Source organism: Aquimarina sp. AU474 (genome assembly GCF_900312815.1).
GTDB lineage: Bacteria > Bacteroidota > Bacteroidia > Flavobacteriales > Flavobacteriaceae > Aquimarina.
Genome location: NZ_OMPE01000009.1, coordinates 207,481 through 226,628 on the forward strand (window position 1 = coordinate 207,481; position 19,148 = coordinate 226,628).

The following is a 19,148-nucleotide window of genomic DNA, read 5'->3' on the forward strand; positions in this document are numbered from 1 at the left end:
AAAAACTTATCATAGTCCATATAAAAACGAGTGAAAAATTCGATTCATAACTATGCAAGAAGAAAACACTAACGACAATATTCAACTAGACGGGGGCACCTATGAGATCATCCAAAAACGTTTGCAAAAACAAAAAGGAGAGTTACAAAATCGTTTAACTCAACTAAATGATGCGCGAAAAGAAGTTTTTGGGAGCGTCGAAACCAAACTCATTGCAAATAATCGCATCAATACCGAGAATAATTGTATTGCTAGGGATATTGTAACGATTGGAGAATATTGTCTTTTTGGATACAATGTACATTTTGGTCTTCGCACCGAAATTACTCTTGATGATGTATTTAGTATTTATACCTACACCAATGATCATTTTGCAATTAAACCTCTAGATTTAATCAACGATGCCATCTTTATAGATGATTTCACAAATCTATATAAATACTATCGTAATACTATATTTTCTAAGTTCGCCATTGTTGGAAATTATCTACACATGGTATTTCAACTTAGCGAAAGCACTTCAGACATTAAAACTTTTAAATGGTTAATTAATGAGGACACGTTAACTTATGTAGATAATCGTAGTGAACATGAGTTTAAGTTTCCAAAACAACATGAGTTCAATTGGATTGAAGTTACACGTGATATGCACCGATATGGCACGCATCCTCACATTTCTATTCTAGACAAAGTGTTTGTAGAGACTATTGGAGGTGATTTAACTATCAAAATAGAAGATAATACCGACGAAGGAAAAGGTATTTTAGATGAACCTGTAGAGCTCGTAGATCAAACCCTGGATGATGGACAATACAGATTTGCCGATATTGGAAATTTAATCGCTTTAGAGATTAAACCATTTCAGGAATCTTCTCGCTATTTTGTATACAATCACAAAATGCAAGAGGTCAAAAAAATAGATTGCATAAAAGATGCTTGCGTACTCCTTCCCGACAATCAAGGGATCATATACCCAAATGGATATTATCTACAATCAGGAGAATTTAAACTATTCACCAACGAGGTATCTGATGTTAAATTTCAAGATAAAATCATCTCACCTAATGGTGAAGATTTCCTATATGTTTTCTATGAAAGTGCAAAAGGCCTATACACTTTGATGTCGTATAATGTTATAGAACAAGAAGTGAAAACACCAATTGTTTGTAACGGTTTTACTATTCTTCAAAACGGTGAGTTATGTTATTTCAAAACCGAAGATGAGCAAACCAAACATCATGTAATCCAGATTTGGCAAACACCTTTTATGAAAGGTAATACCATGCCCTCTGAACATACAGAGACGCTCATCTATAAAATCGGTAACAAGGACATTGTAAAAGCAATGGCAGAATGCCACGCGCTAATCACTTTAATCAACAAAGAGGATAGTTATGATGGTTTATATGATGATATTGCCAAATTATCCAACGATACTATCGACAGCTATTATTGGATTAGAGAAGACGACACATGCAGATTAGATATCCCTTTAGAAGAAATTAATGGTGCAGCTAACGCAGCGATTGATGAGTTCGAAAAAGTGGTTCAACTTAGACGAACAGCTTCTAACATAACTAAAGAAACTCAAGATAAAGCCGAAGTTATTTTTGGCAAAATCAAAAGTAGTTCTTTCAAATCTATTGATGATTTTGTATCAGTGTTATCTCAACTAAGAACGCTTAGAGGTGAAGTAATTGGGCTTAATGATATACGATATGTAGATAAATCTTTTATTGAAAAGCTTGAAATTGAAATTGCCGCACAAACAGATAAAATTTCGCAACGCTGCGTTCAATTTTTATTGGATGATAAAGCACTTCTCCCCTATCATACCCGAGTTGAAGAAAAGCAAGGAGACTTAGACAAAATCAAAAAAGTAATTGAAGCCAAAAAACTTGAAGAAGAAGTAAATCAAATAGCACTCGATCTAGAGATGTTGATCGATATCGTATCAAATTTACAAATCGAAGACACCTCGCAATCTACCAAGATTATTGATAATATATCTTTGATTTTTGCTACTATAAACCAACTCAAATCAGGGATCAAAAACAAGATAAAATCCCTAGGCAGTAAAGAAGCTACAGCAGAGTTTAATGCTCAACTAAAACTAGTAGATCAAAGCATCATTAATTATCTAGATATCGCCAATACACCAGAAAAAACTGATGAGTTACTAAATAAAGTTTCTGTACAACTTGAAGATTTAGAAGGAAGATTTGCCGATTTTGAAGAATTTATTACGTTGATCATCGAAAAACGTGAAGAAGTATATAATGCTTTTGAAGCACGTAAAAATAGTTTGATCGAAACCAGAAATAAGAAAACGGTTGCTCTAGAAAACGCTGCAAAAAGAATTCTGAAAGGGGTTACAAAAAAAGCATTAAGTTTTAAGACAGTAATCGACATTAATGGTTATTTCGCTTCAGATTTAATGATCAATAAACTGCGTGATATTGTAGTGCAATTACAAGATCTTGATGATGCAGGAAAAGCTGAATCTATAGAGACCGCTATAAAGATTGCTAAGGAAGACGCCACCCGAAAACTAAAAGACAAACAAGATCTATACGAAGATGGAGAAAACATCATCAAATTAGGGAAACATAAATTTGGAGTAAACAAACAACCTCTTGACTTAACCATAGTATATAAAGATGGTACCTTGGCATATCATCTTACTGGTACTGATTTTTATCAGGAGATTAATAATGAAACACTACTGAAATCTGAAAAATATTGGGATCAGGAACTAATCTCTGAAAACCAAGAAATATATAGATCGGCATACTTAGCATATAAAATATTTAACCAATCTCAAATTGGCAACAACAACTCGGATACCACAGCGATATTGCCAAAACAAGATTTGGTAACCTTGACCCAAAAAGAACTTCTTGAATTAGTTAAATCAGAAAGTAGTAAAAATTATGCCGAGGGATATATTAAAGGTGTGCATGATATAGATGCAACCAAAATTCTCAAAACATTAATCACCAAAGATCATGATCTAGGGTTATTGCGGTTTTCTCCTTACACCAGAGCTTTTGCTCAGTATTTCTGGCACGGACTTTCTGAGGAGAAACAGACCTCCTGGAATGATACTATAAAAGCATCAGGAGAAGTACTATCTGTGTTCCCGGATAGTACCGAATATCAAAAAGTACTTCATAATTTGGAAAAAGAAATTATCGCTTTTTCTGATACAACAGCTCTTTTTAAAACACATTACAACAAGGCAATCGGTAATTATTTATTTGCCGAATTACAAAGTGATCATACTTTTTGTATTAGCCAAACCGCGAATGAGTTGTACGAAACCTTTGTTACCGAATTAAAAAAGAAAAAGGTATATGTAAAATTTAAAAAAACTCTTCAACTTGACCAAAAAGGGTTGCCAAATCAAAATCTTAAAAGCCAGATCAACCTTGCTTTGCAATGGGTCTCTTCGTATATAAAAACATATCATCCAGATCAGATTGCATACACACACGAAGTAGTAAGTGTTTTATTGTTTAAAAACGTATCGACCTCAGAAGTGATTCATGTAAGTCCTTCTCTAATTATTAAAGATTTAAAAGGAAGTCATAAAAGTATTAACGAAGGTAATTATGCCTTTAATTACCATAGTTTTATTTCAAAACTAGAGCAATTTAGCGAGACAGAAGTTCCTGCTTTTCATGCGTATCGAGAAGCAAAACATAAAGTAACCGAAACACTAAAGGATGATCTTAAACTTAACGAATTTGAACCTAAAGTACTTTCTTCTTTCGTAAGGAATAAATTGATTGACCAAGTTTATTTACCACTATTCGGAGATAACCTTTCAAAACAACTAGGTAGTATTGGAGAAAATAAACGTACTGATCGAATGGGTATGTTGTTATTAATTTCTCCGCCAGGTTATGGTAAAACTACTTTAATGGAGTATATGGCCAATCGATTAGGATTGGTTTTCATGAAAATCAATGGCCCTGCAATTGGCCACGAAGTAACATCTGTTGATCCTATGGCTGCAAATAATGCCGCAGCACGTGAAGAATTAAAAAAGCTAAATCTTGCTTTTGAAATGGGTAACAACGTGATGCTGTACTTAGATGACATACAACATTGTAATCCAGAATTTTTGCAAAAATTTATCTCACTTGCAGATGGTACCAGAAAAATTGAAGGAGTGTATAACGGTAATCCAAAAACCTATGATTTACGTAGTAAACGTTTTTGCGTGATCATGGCTGGGAATCCATACACAGAAAGTGGTGATAAATTTCAGATTCCTGATATGCTAGCCAATCGAGCAGACATCTACAATCTGGGAGATATCATTGGAGATACGGCAGATTTATTTAAACTTAGTTTGATAGAGAATTCAATGACATCCAATCCTGTCTTGCATCAATTGAGTAGTAAATATTTTGAGGACATTTATAAGTTAATCGAAATCATTGAAACTGGATCTCAAGAAGGTATTGAGCTTACTGGAAATCATACCAAACAAGAAATACAAGATTACCTGGCCGTATTAGAAAAAGTGGTGACTATTCGTAATACAGTACTCAAGGTAAATGAAACATATATCAAATCTGCGGCCATGGAAGACGCTTATCGAATCGAGCCTTCGTTTAAGTTACAAGGATCCTACCGTGATATGAGTAAACTGGTAGCCAAAGTAGTTCCAATCATGAACGAAACAGAACTACAAACCCTACTCCTATCACATTATGAAAACGAATCACAAACATTAACCAGTGCAGCCGAAGCCAATCTATTAAAGTATAAAGAAATGACGCAAACAATTTCTAAAGCAGAGGTAAATCGTTGGGAGATCATAAAAGAAACTTTTGTAAAAAACAATAAACTAAAAGGTTTTGGTGATAAAAATGAAATGGCCCAGGTATTAGCGCAGATGATGCAGTTTAGTGATCACCTAGCAGGTATCCAAGAAGTACTAAAAAAAGGACTTAATCAGTAATTTACTACACTTATTTATTAAAACAATGCACAAGATCTTATCCAAAATTAAAAAGAAAATTGATCCAAATTTAATTATAGCTATCGGAGTTCTTATCGCCAGCTTTTCTGCACTTTTTGTATACATAAAGCAGGCCAATATTATGAGTAAACAGACTGAAATTTTACTAGAGCAAACCAAAGCAAATTCCTGGCCAAGATTATCAGTCGATACTGATATCAACTGGTTAGATCAAAAATTAGAATCTTTAAGGATTAAAGTTCATAATAAAGGTACGGGTCCGGCTATTATTGAAGGTGTAAAAGTTTCATACAATGGTGAACACACCCAAAACTGGAGCGATCTTCTTTCAAAAACTCAGCTTCCTGACTCTATCAGTAACAGTATGTCTAATTCATCCATATACAATTCGGTACTATCGGCTAATGAAAATTTTTATTGGGTTCAATTTAAAAACGATCCTGAGTTAGCGAAATGGATGTATGACAAGAGAAGTAAAATAACCATAGAAATTTGTTATAAATCTGTTTTTGATGATTATTGGCTATTAACGATTAGTGGCGAAAATGGTTTTAACACTACTCAAAAGCTAGATACTAAACAGTGCCCTATCCTAGCTCATGAAATGTTTAAAACATAAGAAATATCGAACTAGCGTTTAATCATTGTTTACAAATCAACAATAACTGGCTAATTAAACAGTTCATTCACAATACTGTTGATGTTTTCTTGAAATATTCGAAATAATTTGGTATTTTTACATAAGCACTTATATAAATACTTATGCAAGATACATTACAAATATATGGTGAACTTGGTTTAGGATCTCGATTAAAAAGATTAAGCGAATATCTCATGAGAGAAACTCAACTCATTTATAACGCTTGCCACATTGATTTTGACCCCTATCTTTTTCCTGTTTTCAAATTCATAATTGACCATGAGGTTGCGACTACAACAATGATACAAGAAGGCTTGCAGTTTACACAACCAGCAATCACGCAATCCTTAAAAAAACTAACCGACAAAAAATTAGTAGTTAATACAATTGACAAGACAGATAAAAGAAAAAAGCTCTTTAAACTCACTCGACGAGGTAAAGAATTGCATCAAAATATGATCCCTATATGGAAAGTAATAGATGAACAAGTAAAATGGTTAACCGAGGGAAACTCAACAGGTTTAACCCGTCATCTCACCCATATAGAACATCAGTTTAAAGAAAAATCATTAAGTAACAGGATACTAGAAAAATTATGACCAAAACTTTAGATCACGTAACTATAATACCATTCGATCCAAAATATGCAAAAGATTTTGCTAATCTTAATGTAGAATGGTTAGAAAAATACTTTGTGGTAGAACCACTAGATGTTGAATTATTAGAACAATGCGAAGAAACTATTATCAAAAAAGGAGGTTATATTTTCTTTGCTAAAGTAGGAAATGCCATCGCGGGTACATTTTCTTTAATAAAACGAGAAGATGGTGTTTATGAGCTAGGAAAAATGGCCGTTTCTCCAAAATTTCAAGGACAAAAAATCGGTCAGCAATTAATGCAATTTTGTGTTGATTTTTCAAAAAACCAAGGCTGGAGTAAAGTTATTCTCTATTCGAATAGAATTCTAGAAAATGCAATTTACATCTATAGTAAATATGGTTTTAAAGAAATCGCAATGGAGAAAGATCCGCTCTATAAGCGTAGTAATATTAAAATGGAACTTGTACTCTAAAAAAATTGTCCGCTCCTGTATAAAGCATAGAGCGGACATTATAGTTAAACTATCCTTTTAACTAATTATAAAATCGTCTGGTAATTGTATAATTTTTATCATAGTTATTATCCCAGTATTCTTGGCCATTCACTTTATACACCACAGCATACTCTATCGTATTTGCAGTTTTATCAACACGCACATTACCGGACCAACGCTCGACTCCAAAATCATTTGGACTCTGCACCAAAAATAATGGTCCATTATTCCAAAAAGATCTATAACTCAACGAAAAATAATCTTGGGTTTTCCATCCATCCGTGGTATATATCACACCCACCTCTTTTTGTGGTGCAAGATTTCTTACATCTACAGTAATATTAATCGAATTTTGATCATAGAAAGGTACATACGAAATACTCGAAAAATCAGTATCTACACTTACATTAAGATCAGGTTGTGCAAAAAAGTATCCATCTTGTATTGACATTGCATAATTCGCAGCATTGTTATTATCCCAATACGTGTTACCATTAACTTCATATTTAACTACGAATTCATCATCATAGATTTGGGATATACCAAACCCTTCATTATTGACCTCTCCGGCCCAGATTTCATTTTGATCATCAATATTAAACTGATATGTTAATGGTATCTCTCCCCAACTACCATCAATTTTTTTTTGAAATATACTTACAGTTTTATCGACATTCAAATTAGCGACTCTAACAGTAAACTTCTTAGAATATGCTGTGAATCCCCTATAATTACCATAAGCAGTCCAAGCCTTGACTAAACTAACTTGACTTGTAGTTTTTGATACTATTTGATTGCTACTCTCAATGTTTGATATATTATCATCTTGAGTTGTACAAGAAAATAGAATAAGGCTTACTAATAGAAATACGTACTTTTTCATTGTTTAGGTTTTTAAGATATTAGTTGTTGATTAATTTTGTTTAGTTATGGTGTAATTTTCTCCGTAGTTATTATCCCAGTATTCTTGACCATTTGTAGTATAAACCACCGCATATTCAATAGTATTTACTTCTGAATCTACTTGTACAGAAGTTTCCCATTTATCGATATCAAATTGATTTGGGCTTTGTATATAGTGAGCATATCCAACTCTAAAATATCGTTGATAGCTTAGAGTTTTTCTTGTAGTAGTTGCCCATCCATCTGTAGTATACACCACTTCAACAGCTCCCGGAGCTCCGTAATTTCTTCGTGCATCCACATTAATATTAAAGTAGTTCCTGTAAAATCTTGTATAAAAACTGTCTAAAGAAAGTATAACTTCTGGTGCTAGATACGCTCCAATATTTACGAGCATGCTATAATTAATACCATTATTATTATCCCAATAGGTTTGGTCATTTACGACATATTTTACCACAAATTCATCGTTATAGATTTCACTTTCGGGTATTACTTCTCCTACCCATATTTCTTCGTTATTATCAACACTTTGTTGAAACGCTAATGGAATATCTACCCAAGTCCCATCATATCTTAAATGATGAATTGATACTTCTTTCTGAAATGCTATATTTTTCACCTTAACAGCAAAACGTCTTACATATTTTTGTCTCACTGGACTACTACTATTAGAGGTCCAAGCTTTTAATAACTTTACATTCTCCGAACTATTTTTTGCGGCTAGTTCAATAGATTTGTTTTCAATACTTAACGCTTCTCCATCTGTACCGCAAGAGTACAATGCCAGCATTACTACTACTAAATAAATTTTTCTCATGATAATTTCTGTTAGAATGGTTGTTGGTTTTAATTTTGGTTTTAATTCTTTTCGAAAAGTTTAGTGATTATTCTGATGTCATCTTCAATGTAGGCTAGAGCATAAAATAAGGAAATCCGTATGTATTTTTTTAACATTTATTTTGCAGATAACGTTTTCGGAAACCGGACATTTTAATCGAAAATTAAACTTGAAAAATTGGATTTATCAGTTCTTTAAATTTAATGGTCCGTTTGTCTGAATATGTTTTGAGAGCACGAAAATTATAGAAACAATATTGCGAAAATTATAGAGCTCATTTTGCTCAATAACAGCTTACGAAAAGCTTTTCTTAACCGTTTTATGAAAACTATTAATATTTTTTTCGTTCATATAAGTGTATTATACTTGTATATACAAATTCATTGCAAAGAGTTAAAGCACTTTTTTCAATAGGGGGATTTACCCCCTTATTTGTACTAACACTACCCTTATATAAAACCCAACAAAAACCCCTATATAAGTTAGTTTCCAACGATTTACCCTATGTCAATTTTAACAAAAATTAGCATTATCTTTTTATAATAATAGAATAATAGTATTTTTAGAAATCACAAATATCTTAACAACCATAAAAATGAGAAACAAGACTAACCTTATCGGATATCCTATCGTGGCCATTATAGCCGCTTTGATAACTTATTTTTGTACTAGAGGACCAGGGCCTGTTATTCCAACAGAGCCTACACAACCAGAAGAAATTATTTCTTTTAAAGACGCCGTTCAATTGTATAGAACATATACTGTAAACCGTTCCTGTATTATTAAAACTTTTGAAGGAGGCAGAGATGGTGTATTAGATAGCATATGCCCATCAGACAGAAAGCCTGATCCAAAATTTGTACCATCCAGATCATTTCATTTAAGTGATACGTTCTTAAATCAATATATCGCGTATATTAAAGATATAACTCCAGATTCTATTGCTGTTACTGGATACCGTTTATATTTAGGTAATTATCCAGATGCTCCTGCTTTTCCCGATGGAAAACCAATCCCCGATCCAAGAAGAAATACCTTTTTTATAGCGCCTACAACATTATTGGGCGGTGGTGATGTGCATAGAGGATATACTTTTTTTGACAGAAATAATGACGGAAAACCTGAAGTAGTTTTTCTTGAAGATATCCTAGACGAGCTAGGTAGCGGTGACCTGGGAACATTAAACGAGAAAGTACATCCAAAAGTAAATACGGCAAATTTCTTTTCATTCTTAACGACAGCACAAGAACACCAAAGTACTATTGCAAACGAAGTTGGCGGATATCCTCCAAATTAAAATTCACACAACAATAATAGAATGAGCTTTTTATCAGATCTAAGGACATTTATAATAATATTTCAGGTTATTATAGCGATAATTGGATCGTTTTATTTTTACAAGTATAAAAACACTTTTTTAAAATATTTTCTAATAGTGTTATGGTATATTGCAATAAATGATTTGCTAGGGTTTATTCTAAAAAATAACAAATATGAAGTAGCTATTTTGTATAACGTTTATTACATAATTGTATTTAATTACTTAATGTTTCTTTTTAGGAATTATGTTTCTAAAAAGCTTCACAAAAGATTAATATTAATTTTTATATATATTTATACTTTCTCCTTCTTGATTAATGCTTTTTTCGAAAATTATCTCATAGAATACTCTAGAGCGCCATATATTCTTGGCTCTTGTTTTTTAGTCACCAGTATCGTATTTTATTATATAGATATTTTAAATTCAGAAAAAGTTTTAAATGTTAAAAAGAATTTGCTTTTTTGGATTAGCACAGGTGTATTAATATATTATTGCGGCAATATTCCTTATAAAATCGTACGAACTTATGCTAAACAATTAACTGATGTCTCAATAGAATTTTTAGTTCTTTGCATTTTGACCATTATCATGAATCTTTGCTTTATCATTGGCTTTATATGGAGCGACAGCAAGCAGCAATATTAATTGCAAGTATTATTTTAGTAGTAATTATTATATTTTTAATTACTCTTTTCTCTATTTTTCAAAAAAGGAAGAATGGTCTATTATTACAACAAAAAGAAGCCGAGAAAAAATTTGAAACTGCTATCGCAGAGACCCAAATTGAAATCCGGGAGGAAACCTTGCGTAACATTAGTTGGGAACTGCATGATAATATTGGTCAGTTATTAACACTGGCCAAAATACAGGTCAATATTGCCCAAGATGATCCTGATAAATTACAAGAAGTAACAGATACTATAACCAAAAGCTTAACAGAACTTAGGTCTTTATCAAAACTTATTAATCCCGACGCAATCAAAAGCCTAAGTCTTACAGAAGCTATCACCCTAGAAATTGAACGATTTAATCGTTTGCAATTTATAAAAGCGACCATAACCAGTAATGATGAAATTGAAGAACTGGATGACAAAGTAGAAATCATAATCTTTAGAATATTACAGGAGTTTTTCACCAATACCATCAAGCATTCTAAAGCTTCTAACCTTGACGTTACTGTACGTTATGAGCAAGAGAAATTAATAATCTACGCCAAGGACAACGGGGTAGGTTTTGACATTAAAGATTCTAACACCAAGCAAGGTATAGGTCTGTGCAACATACAAAATAGGGGTAAATTAATTGATGCTGCTGTAACCTTAGACTCTAAAGAAGGTGTAGGCACATCAATCACGCTAACCTATTATTATAATAAGAAAAGTTTAACTGTATTAGACAATGAAATTGACTAATTATGCAAGCAGTAAACACACACAAATAGAAAGAAAGGGAGTATCATGAAATATTCAGTAGTAATCGTAGAGGATCATATCCTGTTATCTCAGGCATTATCAGGGCTTGTTAATGGATTCGATAAATTCAAAATATTATATATCTGCAAAAATGGAAAGGAATTACTAACTCGTTTTAAAGATCCAAAAAACATACCCGATGTTGTTCTTATGGACATCAACATGCCCATTATGAATGGGATAGAAACTACCGCCGCACTCAAAGATGAATATCCCCAGGTTAAAGTGTTAGCCCTATCCGTTGAAGAAGATGAAAACACAATTCTTAAAATGTTAAGAGCAGGAGCCAAAGGATATTTACTGAAAGACACTGAGAAAAGTATTTTAGAAAATGCGCTTATCCAAGTACAGGAAACCGGTTTCTATCACACAAAAGATGTTACAAACCTATTATTAGGTTCTCTAAACCCTAAAGAAGATAATGCAGTCGTATTAAAAGATCGAGAATTAGAATTTATAAAACACGCCTGTACAGAAAAGACATATAAAGAAATTGCCGGGGATATGTTTTTAAGCCCAAAAACAATTGAAGGGTATAGAGACTCTATTTTTGAAAAACTAAACCTGAAAAACAGAACAGGTTTAGTAATATATGCCATTAAAAACAAAATATTCGTACCGTAATCCCCTTCTTTTTGATTACATTATTTAATTCGAAAAAACTTTTTTTCGCATATTAAAATCAATTTTGGCCCGTTTATTGATCAAATCCAGGAAAGAAAATCATAACAATTTGTCCGTTGTTATGATTTTACTGCATTTTTAAATAAACTAACCATCCGATACTTCCATAAAAACAGTGTTTTTGTTTATTTTTGTGAGTAGAAGAACATTGATATTTTTTATGCTAAAGCAACAACTAAATTTTAAACTTTCCCAGAAACTTTCTCCGCAACAGATTCAGTTAATGAAGTTGATTCAACTTCCTACGCAAGCTTTTGAGCAACGACTAAAACAAGAGATGGAAGAAAATCCTGCTTTGGATAGTGGCAAAGAGAAAGCAGATGATTTTGAAGACAGCTTTAGCAACGAAAGCTCTAGTGATGATGACTTTGGTAACGAAAAAATTGAAACTGATATCAACGTTGACGAGTACCTAAGCGATGATGAGGTCCCAAGTTACAGGTTAAGCTCAAATAACTACAGCGCTGATGATGAAGAGAAAAGTGTGCCTTATGCATCAGGAACTTCATTTCGTCAGCACCTTATCAATCAATTAAACACCTACCGATTAGACGAAGAAGAGCGACAAATAGCCGAGTTTTTGGTAGGTAGTGTAGATGAAAGTGGTTATATCAGGAGATTATTATCTGATGTTTTGGATGACCTCGCATTTACTCAAAATGTATATACAACCGAAGATAAAATAGAGAATATTCTTAAGATTGTTCACCAATTAGATCCTGCAGGTGTTGGAGCACGTAATTTACAGGAGTGTTTATGGATTCAATTGGATAGAAAAGAAACTACCATTCCTATAAAACTAGCATCCGAGATATTAAAAAAAGCCTTTGATCATTTTAGCAAAAAACATTATGATAAACTGTTGGCTAAATTTGATGTTACCGAAGAGCAACTTAAAGAAGCTATTGAAGAAATAGAACATTTAAACCCTAAACCGGGTGGTGCATATGCAGGAAACAATCGAATGATAGAACATGTTGTTCCTGATTTTACTATTAGAATTGTAGATGGAGAACTTGAGCTCACACTTAATGGCCGTAATGCACCAGAGTTACATGTTTCTAGAGAGTATAATAATATGCTGCAGGGATACAAAGCTAGTAAAGAAAAATCTAGATCTCAAAAGGATGCTGTCATGTTTATTAAGCAAAAATTGGATGCTGCAAAATGGTTTATTGAGGCGGTTAAACAAAGACAGCAAACACTTTTTATTACCATGAGTGCAATAATGCACTACCAAAAAAGTTATTTCTTAAGTGGCGACGAACGTAATCTTAAACCAATGATCTTAAAAGACATTGCTGATGAGATTGATATGGACGTTAGCACGGTTTCTCGAGTAGCAAACAGTAAATATGTAGACACTCCTTATGGGACAAAACTCATAAAAGAATTCTTCTCAGAATCAATGACCAATGATCAAGGAGAAGAGGTTTCTACTAGAGAAATAAAGAAGATATTAGAAATAACTATTGGCGAAGAGGACAAGAAAAAACCGTTAACAGACGAAAAACTTGCCAAAATTCTTAAAGAAAAAGGATATCCTATTGCCAGAAGAACTGTAGCCAAGTATAGAGAACAATTAGATATTCCTGTTGCGCGGTTACGAAAGAAAATTTGATGAATTTTTTTTTAAAAAGCTTTTCTTACATTTTACACCCTTTATTAATGCCACTTTTTGGTGCCATTATCTATTTTATTGCTGCTCCAAGGTTTATCCCAGATGATATTATAAAAACCAAACTCTTTGGTATAATGGTATTAACCATTTTCATCCCGATAGTACTATTTTTCTTTCTTAAAAGCTTGGGCACTATTAATTCTATTCATTTAGACGATGTAAAACAACGTAAAATACCTTTGCTTTTACAGTCAATGTTATTAATTATCGTTATAAAAATGGTTATCGACGTCTATCGATATCCCGAACTGTATTTTTTCTTTTTAGGAATACTTTTTTCTATGCTCAGTTCGATTTTTATGGTATTATTCAATATCAAGGCGAGTATACATATGATCGGAATTAGTGGGGTTACTATGTTTACCGTAGCATTAAGTATCCATTTTGGAATGAATCTTACATTACTTATTGCCGGACTCATGATCGCGAATGGGTTAGTAGCTTCTTCTAGATTGCATTGCAAAGCTCATACTAATCTTGAACTAGTCTTAGGTTTTTTGATTGGAGTTATTCCGCAATTAACTTTAGTGAATTTTTGGCTATAATAGATAAAACACCAATCCTACCTTGGCCGTATTAATACCAACTTTTTCTGTTCCTATTACAGCATCGCTATCAAACAAGCTATTTAGACTATAATAAAAATGGAAGTTAAATGTATTCCACCCAAAAGTGAAAGTCGCCCCAAATCTTAATCGATTTAATTCATCTATTTTTGTACGTGTTATATCACTATCAATTCCTTTAAAATTAGATTTGAAATAATATAAATACCCTAATCTTAATCCTGTATATATTCTATAGAATTTATGAGAATCGGGCTCGGATGTACGCCATCTAAACTCTATTGGAGCTTCAAACAAATGCGTAGTAAACCTATTAGTTTTAAAATCTACTCCTCTAAGGTTACCAAACACGGTTGGCCCTGCGTCTCCTTCCTCACCCACTAGTAAATTATTATTATATACATTCACAGAATACCCTAACCCCAAACCAAACGCTACATTTCGCCTTTTATTAATAGGCATATCTCTTACGAATCCAAAATGTAATCCTCCCGAAAAACCAGATTGGCTAACATCTGTCGGTCTATTAAGAATTAAATTATACGTGATACCTATATAAAACTGATCCTCTCTATAGAGAGAATCTAAAGTTTTCTCCTTAACTGTATCAGATTTAGATTCCTGACCTAAACCTATACAAAAGGTCAAACCACAATAAACGATTAGCAGTATCTTTTTCATACGAATTACTAAAGTAAATTTATTTCTTTAAAAATTACATAAACTTTATAAAAACAAGACTAATTCATAAAAAAATCCCACTGCGCAGTGGGATTTTGTACACATACTAGACCATATTGTCTTTCCTTTATAACTTAATTATCCATTGCACTTCCTGTGCGGGTGGTGTAATTAATCTTTAAGGCTTGTACTTCGCGCAATTCTTTTTTGATATCACCAACAAGGCCCATATTGGTATCTCCATCTACTTTTAAAGCAGTAGTTAAAAAAGGAATTAATTCTTCTCGTTTGGAAGCCCGTTCTGCTAATCTAAAAGCTTTGATCTCGCTTACATCTGCAAACTTGTCATTAAGTTGAATTCTTGATTGATTTCCTGCGCTTGCACGATATCTAGAACTAGGTTTTCCAGCATAAATATACATAACCAGGTCCTTCTTATCCAACTTTTCAATTTGATCGGCTACAGGTAATTTATTTTCGATCATCAACGTATTTTGACGCATTACCGTAGCTACCATAAAGAAAAATAACAACATAAATACAATATCTGGTAATGAGGCTGTAGAAATAGCCGGTAATTCACCACTTTTCTTATTATTAAACTTAGACATATAAATTATTTGTTTAAAGATGAATATTTATTTCTTTGGTTCAGCTTCAGAGAGTTTCTCTGGGAACTTAAACTGTATCTTCTTAATGTCTTCCCTTAAACTCTCTTTATCCCCTGTATAGTTAGGATCTTTAAGGTCTTCCTTCATTTGCTCAAAAGATCTTCCATAATCACTTTGCGCCTCTCTATTACGAAGAGTTGTATATGCCGCTACCAATTCATTTTGAACCGCTATATAGCTAGCATAGTTAGTCTCTCTATTGTTACGCAAAGAGATCACTGCTATAGTTGGATTATCGGATAATGAAGAGTCCTTGTTCCCTTGGCAATAATTGCAAGCATCTTTACCCTCACCTCCACCATTATCCAAAAATTTGATAGCGGCTTGACGAAGATTTTTCAATTCCATTGGAGCTTCTTCAACCAATAATTCATTATTCTTGTTTAACTCTACTACAAAAATGTTCCTTTCTCGAAGTACTGGGGGTATTGGATTATCCTTTTCCAAAGCGGGAAGCTTGCGACTAATTCCACTATCGGTTTCGATTGTAGTGGTTACCAAAAAAAAGATGAGTAATAAAAATGCAATGTCCGCCATGGATCCCGCATTTACTTCTGGTGCTGATCTTCTTGCCATAATAGTACATATATTTAGTTAATAATTACTTACAGAATCAACAAACTGTACCTATAAATGACATGAATGATATCGCAAAATGTATTATAACTTTATCTAGTATTCAATATCATGCTTTGGCGGGTTAGCTATTGATGGTTGATGAGATAGATCACAGTTATGATCAATAACTCACAATTGTTATGCCATTATTACAATATTTACCGACTACTAGATGTACTGGTTAAAGAAAAAGAATAGACATAAAAAAATCCCGCCTTTAACAGCGGGATTCTATATATTATTAGATTATTTTCGAGTATACTTACTCCAAACTCTAGTTGTCTAATGCACTTCCTGTACGGGTAGTATAATTAATTTTCAACGCTTGTACTTCTCGTAACTCTTTTTTGATATCTCCTACAAGACCCATATTGGTATTTCCATCTACTTTTAACGCAGTGGTTAAGAAAGGTATCAATTCTTCTCGTTTAGAAGCGCGTTCTGCCAAGATAAAAGCTTTGATTTCGCTTACGTCTGCAAACTTATCATTAAGCTGAATTCTTGGTTGATTTCCTGCACTTGCACTATATCTAGAACTAGGTTTTCCTGCATAAATATACATTACCAAGTCTTTCTTATCCAACTTTTCAATTTGATCTGCAACTGGTAGTCTGTTTTCAATCATCAAAGTATTTTGACGCATTACCGTTGCCACCATAAAGAAAAACAATAACATAAATACAATATCTGGCAATGAAGCTGTAGAAATCGCTGGCAATTCACCACTTTTTTTCTTATTAAACTTAGACATATTATTCTATTTTTGTTATTACTTATTTCTTCGGTTCTGCCTCAGAAAGTTTTTCTGGGAATAAGAACTGAATCTTCTTGATATCTTCTTTTAAGCTTTCTTTATTACCTGTGTAATTCACATCCTTAAGCTCTTTCTCCATTTGTTCAAAAGACTTTCCAAATTGTCGCTGTGCTTCTCTATTACGTAATTGAGTATATGCTGCCACCAGTTCATTCTGAACGGCAATATATGTCTCATAATTAGTTTCTCTATTATTACGTAAAGAAATTACGGCCTTAGTTGGATTATCAGATGATGAAGGATCTTTTTCTCCCTGACAGTGGTTACAGGCATCTTCGCCTTTACCACCACCATTATCCAAAAACTTAACAGCAGCTTCACGAAGATCTCCTAACTCCATAGGAGCTTCTTCTACCAAGAGGTCATTATTTTTGTTTAATTCTACAACAAAAATATTTTTCTGTTTCAGAATTGGTGGTTCTACTTCATCTTCCTGAGGAGGAGGAAGCTTACGGCTAATACCACTATCTGTTTCAATAGTAGTAGTAACCAGGAAGAATATAAGAAGCAAGAATGCAATATCTGCCATAGATCCTGCATTTACTTCTGGTGCTGATCTTCTTGCCATAATTATTTACCTATTAATTTTTTAATACCAGAGAAAAACATCAAACCTACTGCAATTGCAGCAAGGAAATAAAATGCATATAATCCGGTTCCTACCCATTTAGATCCACTTTCAGAAAGCATACCTCCATCTTTCAAAGGAGTTTCAACTCCATTTGCCATGGCAAAACCAATTCCCACAATAATGATGAAAGCAACAATTCCTATAGCCGTATTTTTAAGACCAGAAGGGTTTTTTGCTAATGTTGAAAATACACTTATTAAAGTTGCTATTATAGTAATAACAAAAATGATCAACGTAAGACTATACAATGGTGTAACAGCTGAACCAGCAATATCGAAATCAAGCTCTCTCGCCTCCGAAACTCCATTTTGATCCATCAAATTACTAATTGAACTACTCATAACATACCAAAGGATCACTCCTAAGACACCTAATCCTAGTACAACATATGATAATATTTTAGAAATTTTCATTTGTCTATTTTTTATTTGGAATGCTTACCGCACTCTGATTAAATAACAAGAATACCCACTTTATATTTTAAAAACACTAAGTAAGGTAATGAGTATTAAGATATAAAAATCTTTAACCCAATCTTTAAATTACTTCTTGTTCTTGTAAGCTACCAACATATCGATTAAAGTAATCGATGCATCTTCCATATCATTAACGATTCTATCGATTTTAGCTACGATGTAGTTATAAAAAATCTGAAGAATAATCGCTACAATAAGTCCAAATACTGTTGTAAGAAGTGCTACTTTAATACCACCTGCTACAAGTGAAGGCTGCATATCTCCAGCTGCTTCAATCTTATCAAATGCCTGGATCATACCAATTACCGTACCCATAAACCCAAGCATAGGAGCAAGAGCGATAAATAATGATACCCAAGATACGTTTTTCTCTAATTGACCCATCTGTACACCACCGTAAGCCACAACAGCTTTCTCGGCAGCATCAATGCTTTCGTCTGCTCTATCAAGTCCTTGATAATAGATAGAAGCTACAGGTCCTTTTGTATTTCTACAAACTTCTTTCGCTGCTTCAACACCACCACTATTTAAAGCGTCTTCAACATTTTGTTGTAATTTTTTGGTGTTTGTAGTAGAAAGATTCAAAAAGATAATTCTTTCAATTGCAATCGCAAGACCTAGTATCAAACATAAAAGTACGATACCCATAAATTCAGGTCCACCTTCAATAAAACGTTTTTTAAGGTTTTGATGAAATGTTAAATCATCTGCAGTATCGGATGCTACATCATCTTGAACTGTTGTCGTTGTTATAGGAGCAATTAATAATTGCACATTAGCCGTTAATAACTGGGCAGGTGCAGTAGCCGCTTGTAAGTTTCCAAAAGCCATTACCGCTGTGATTGCCAGAATAGAAAATAATCTTTTCATTGCGCTGATTCTTAATTTTAATTAGTTAAAGGGTTAAAGATATAAAAATATTACAAAATCTATTAAAATTTTAATAATAATGCAGAGAGGAAGGGATTCGAACCCTCGATACGCTTTTGACGTATACACACTTTCCAGGCGTGCGCCTTCGACCACTCGGCCACCTCTCTTGGTTTTCCCCCAAAAAATG

At 33.2% G+C, this 19,148-nt stretch carries 18 protein-coding genes and 1 tRNA gene; 9 read left to right on the forward strand and 10 right to left on the reverse strand.

Annotated elements, in window-relative coordinates; all coding sequences use genetic code 11:
* The first annotated feature begins 52 nt into the window (after positions 1-52).
* The 4 genes from DK508_RS14640 (at position 53) to DK508_RS14655 (ending at position 6,708) form a co-directional block, all read left to right on the forward strand.
* A complete protein-coding gene (locus DK508_RS14640) occupies positions 53-4,975 on the forward strand; it encodes a DNA repair ATPase (RefSeq protein WP_109301538.1) in 4,923 nt (1,640 codons plus the stop codon).
* A gap of 25 nt (positions 4,976-5,000) precedes the next feature.
* A complete protein-coding gene (locus DK508_RS14645) occupies positions 5,001-5,615 on the forward strand; it encodes a hypothetical protein (RefSeq protein WP_109301539.1) in 615 nt (204 codons plus the stop codon).
* 143 nt (positions 5,616-5,758) lie between these two features.
* Complete coding sequence (locus DK508_RS14650; RefSeq protein WP_109301540.1) at positions 5,759-6,235, forward strand: MarR family winged helix-turn-helix transcriptional regulator; 477 nt, start codon at positions 5,759-5,761, stop codon at positions 6,233-6,235.
* Complete coding sequence (locus tag DK508_RS14655; protein ID WP_109301541.1) at positions 6,232-6,708, forward strand: GNAT family N-acetyltransferase; 477 nt, start codon at positions 6,232-6,234, stop codon at positions 6,706-6,708. Before DK508_RS14650 ends, DK508_RS14655 begins: the two co-directional genes overlap by 4 nt.
* 61 nt (positions 6,709-6,769) lie before the next feature.
* On the opposite strand, the gene DK508_RS14660 is transcribed toward DK508_RS14655, so the two are convergent.
* Together DK508_RS14660 and DK508_RS14665 are read right to left on the reverse strand one after the other, a co-directional pair.
* Entirely contained in the window at positions 6,770-7,612 is an 843-nt protein-coding gene (locus tag DK508_RS14660) for a carbohydrate-binding protein (RefSeq protein ID WP_109301542.1), read from the reverse strand.
* Positions 7,613-7,642: 30 nt separating this feature from the next.
* Entirely contained in the window at positions 7,643-8,452 is an 810-nt protein-coding gene (locus DK508_RS14665) for a carbohydrate-binding protein (protein ID WP_109301543.1), read from the reverse strand.
* A 616-nt stretch (positions 8,453-9,068) separates the two neighbouring features.
* Here DK508_RS14665 and DK508_RS14670 point away from each other — a divergent pair.
* The 5 genes from DK508_RS14670 (at position 9,069) to DK508_RS14690 (ending at position 14,176) form a co-directional block, all read left to right on the forward strand.
* Positions 9,069-9,770, forward strand: a complete 702-nt coding sequence (locus DK508_RS14670; protein WP_109301544.1) for a hypothetical protein — start codon at positions 9,069-9,071, stop codon at positions 9,768-9,770.
* Positions 9,771-10,411: 641 nt separating this feature from the next.
* Entirely contained in the window at positions 10,412-11,206 is a 795-nt protein-coding gene (locus tag DK508_RS14675; RefSeq protein ID WP_109301545.1) for a sensor histidine kinase, read from the forward strand.
* A 42-nt stretch (positions 11,207-11,248) separates the two neighbouring features.
* Positions 11,249-11,890 (forward strand): response regulator transcription factor, encoded by a 642-nt coding sequence (locus DK508_RS14680; protein ID WP_109301546.1) that lies wholly within the window; start codon positions 11,249-11,251, stop codon positions 11,888-11,890.
* A 220-nt stretch (positions 11,891-12,110) separates the two neighbouring features.
* Positions 12,111-13,571: an RNA polymerase factor sigma-54 gene (rpoN, locus tag DK508_RS14685; RefSeq protein WP_109301547.1), complete on the forward strand. Its 1,461-nt coding sequence runs from the start codon at positions 12,111-12,113 to the stop codon at positions 13,569-13,571.
* Complete coding sequence (locus DK508_RS14690) at positions 13,571-14,176, forward strand: hypothetical protein (RefSeq protein WP_109301548.1); 606 nt, start codon at positions 13,571-13,573, stop codon at positions 14,174-14,176. The genes rpoN and DK508_RS14690 overlap by 1 nt, the downstream gene beginning before the upstream one ends.
* Here the strand turns inward: DK508_RS14690 and DK508_RS14695 are convergent.
* The 8 genes from DK508_RS14695 to DK508_RS14730 form a co-directional block, all read right to left on the reverse strand.
* Positions 14,171-14,878 carry a porin family protein gene (locus DK508_RS14695; RefSeq protein WP_109301549.1) on the reverse strand — a complete coding sequence of 236 codons (708 nt, stop codon included), beginning with the start codon at positions 14,876-14,878 and terminating at the stop codon, positions 14,171-14,173. The genes DK508_RS14690 and DK508_RS14695 overlap by 6 nt on opposite strands.
* A 134-nt stretch (positions 14,879-15,012) precedes the next feature.
* Positions 15,013-15,489 (reverse strand): biopolymer transporter ExbD, encoded by a 477-nt coding sequence (locus DK508_RS14700; RefSeq protein ID WP_109301550.1) that lies wholly within the window; start codon positions 15,487-15,489, stop codon positions 15,013-15,015.
* Positions 15,490-15,516: 27 nt separating this feature from the next.
* Positions 15,517-16,125, reverse strand: coding sequence for a biopolymer transporter ExbD (locus DK508_RS14705; RefSeq protein ID WP_109301551.1), 609 nt, complete (start codon positions 16,123-16,125; stop codon positions 15,517-15,519).
* 316 nt (positions 16,126-16,441) lie between these two features.
* Positions 16,442-16,918: a biopolymer transporter ExbD gene (locus DK508_RS14710; protein ID WP_109301552.1), complete on the reverse strand. Its 477-nt coding sequence runs from the start codon at positions 16,916-16,918 to the stop codon at positions 16,442-16,444.
* Between the two features lie 22 nt (positions 16,919-16,940).
* Positions 16,941-17,549, reverse strand: coding sequence for a biopolymer transporter ExbD (locus tag DK508_RS14715; protein ID WP_109301553.1), 609 nt, complete (start codon positions 17,547-17,549; stop codon positions 16,941-16,943).
* A 2-nt stretch (positions 17,550-17,551) separates the two neighbouring features.
* Positions 17,552-18,025, reverse strand: a complete 474-nt coding sequence (locus DK508_RS14720) for a hypothetical protein (protein WP_160114726.1) — start codon at positions 18,023-18,025, stop codon at positions 17,552-17,554.
* Positions 18,026-18,154: 129 nt separating this feature from the next.
* Positions 18,155-18,958, reverse strand: a complete 804-nt coding sequence (locus DK508_RS14725; RefSeq protein ID WP_109301555.1) for a MotA/TolQ/ExbB proton channel family protein — start codon at positions 18,956-18,958, stop codon at positions 18,155-18,157.
* Positions 18,959-19,040: 82 nt separating this feature from the next.
* A tRNA-Ser gene (locus tag DK508_RS14730) sits at positions 19,041-19,128 on the reverse strand.
* Positions 19,129-19,148 lie beyond the last annotated feature (20 nt).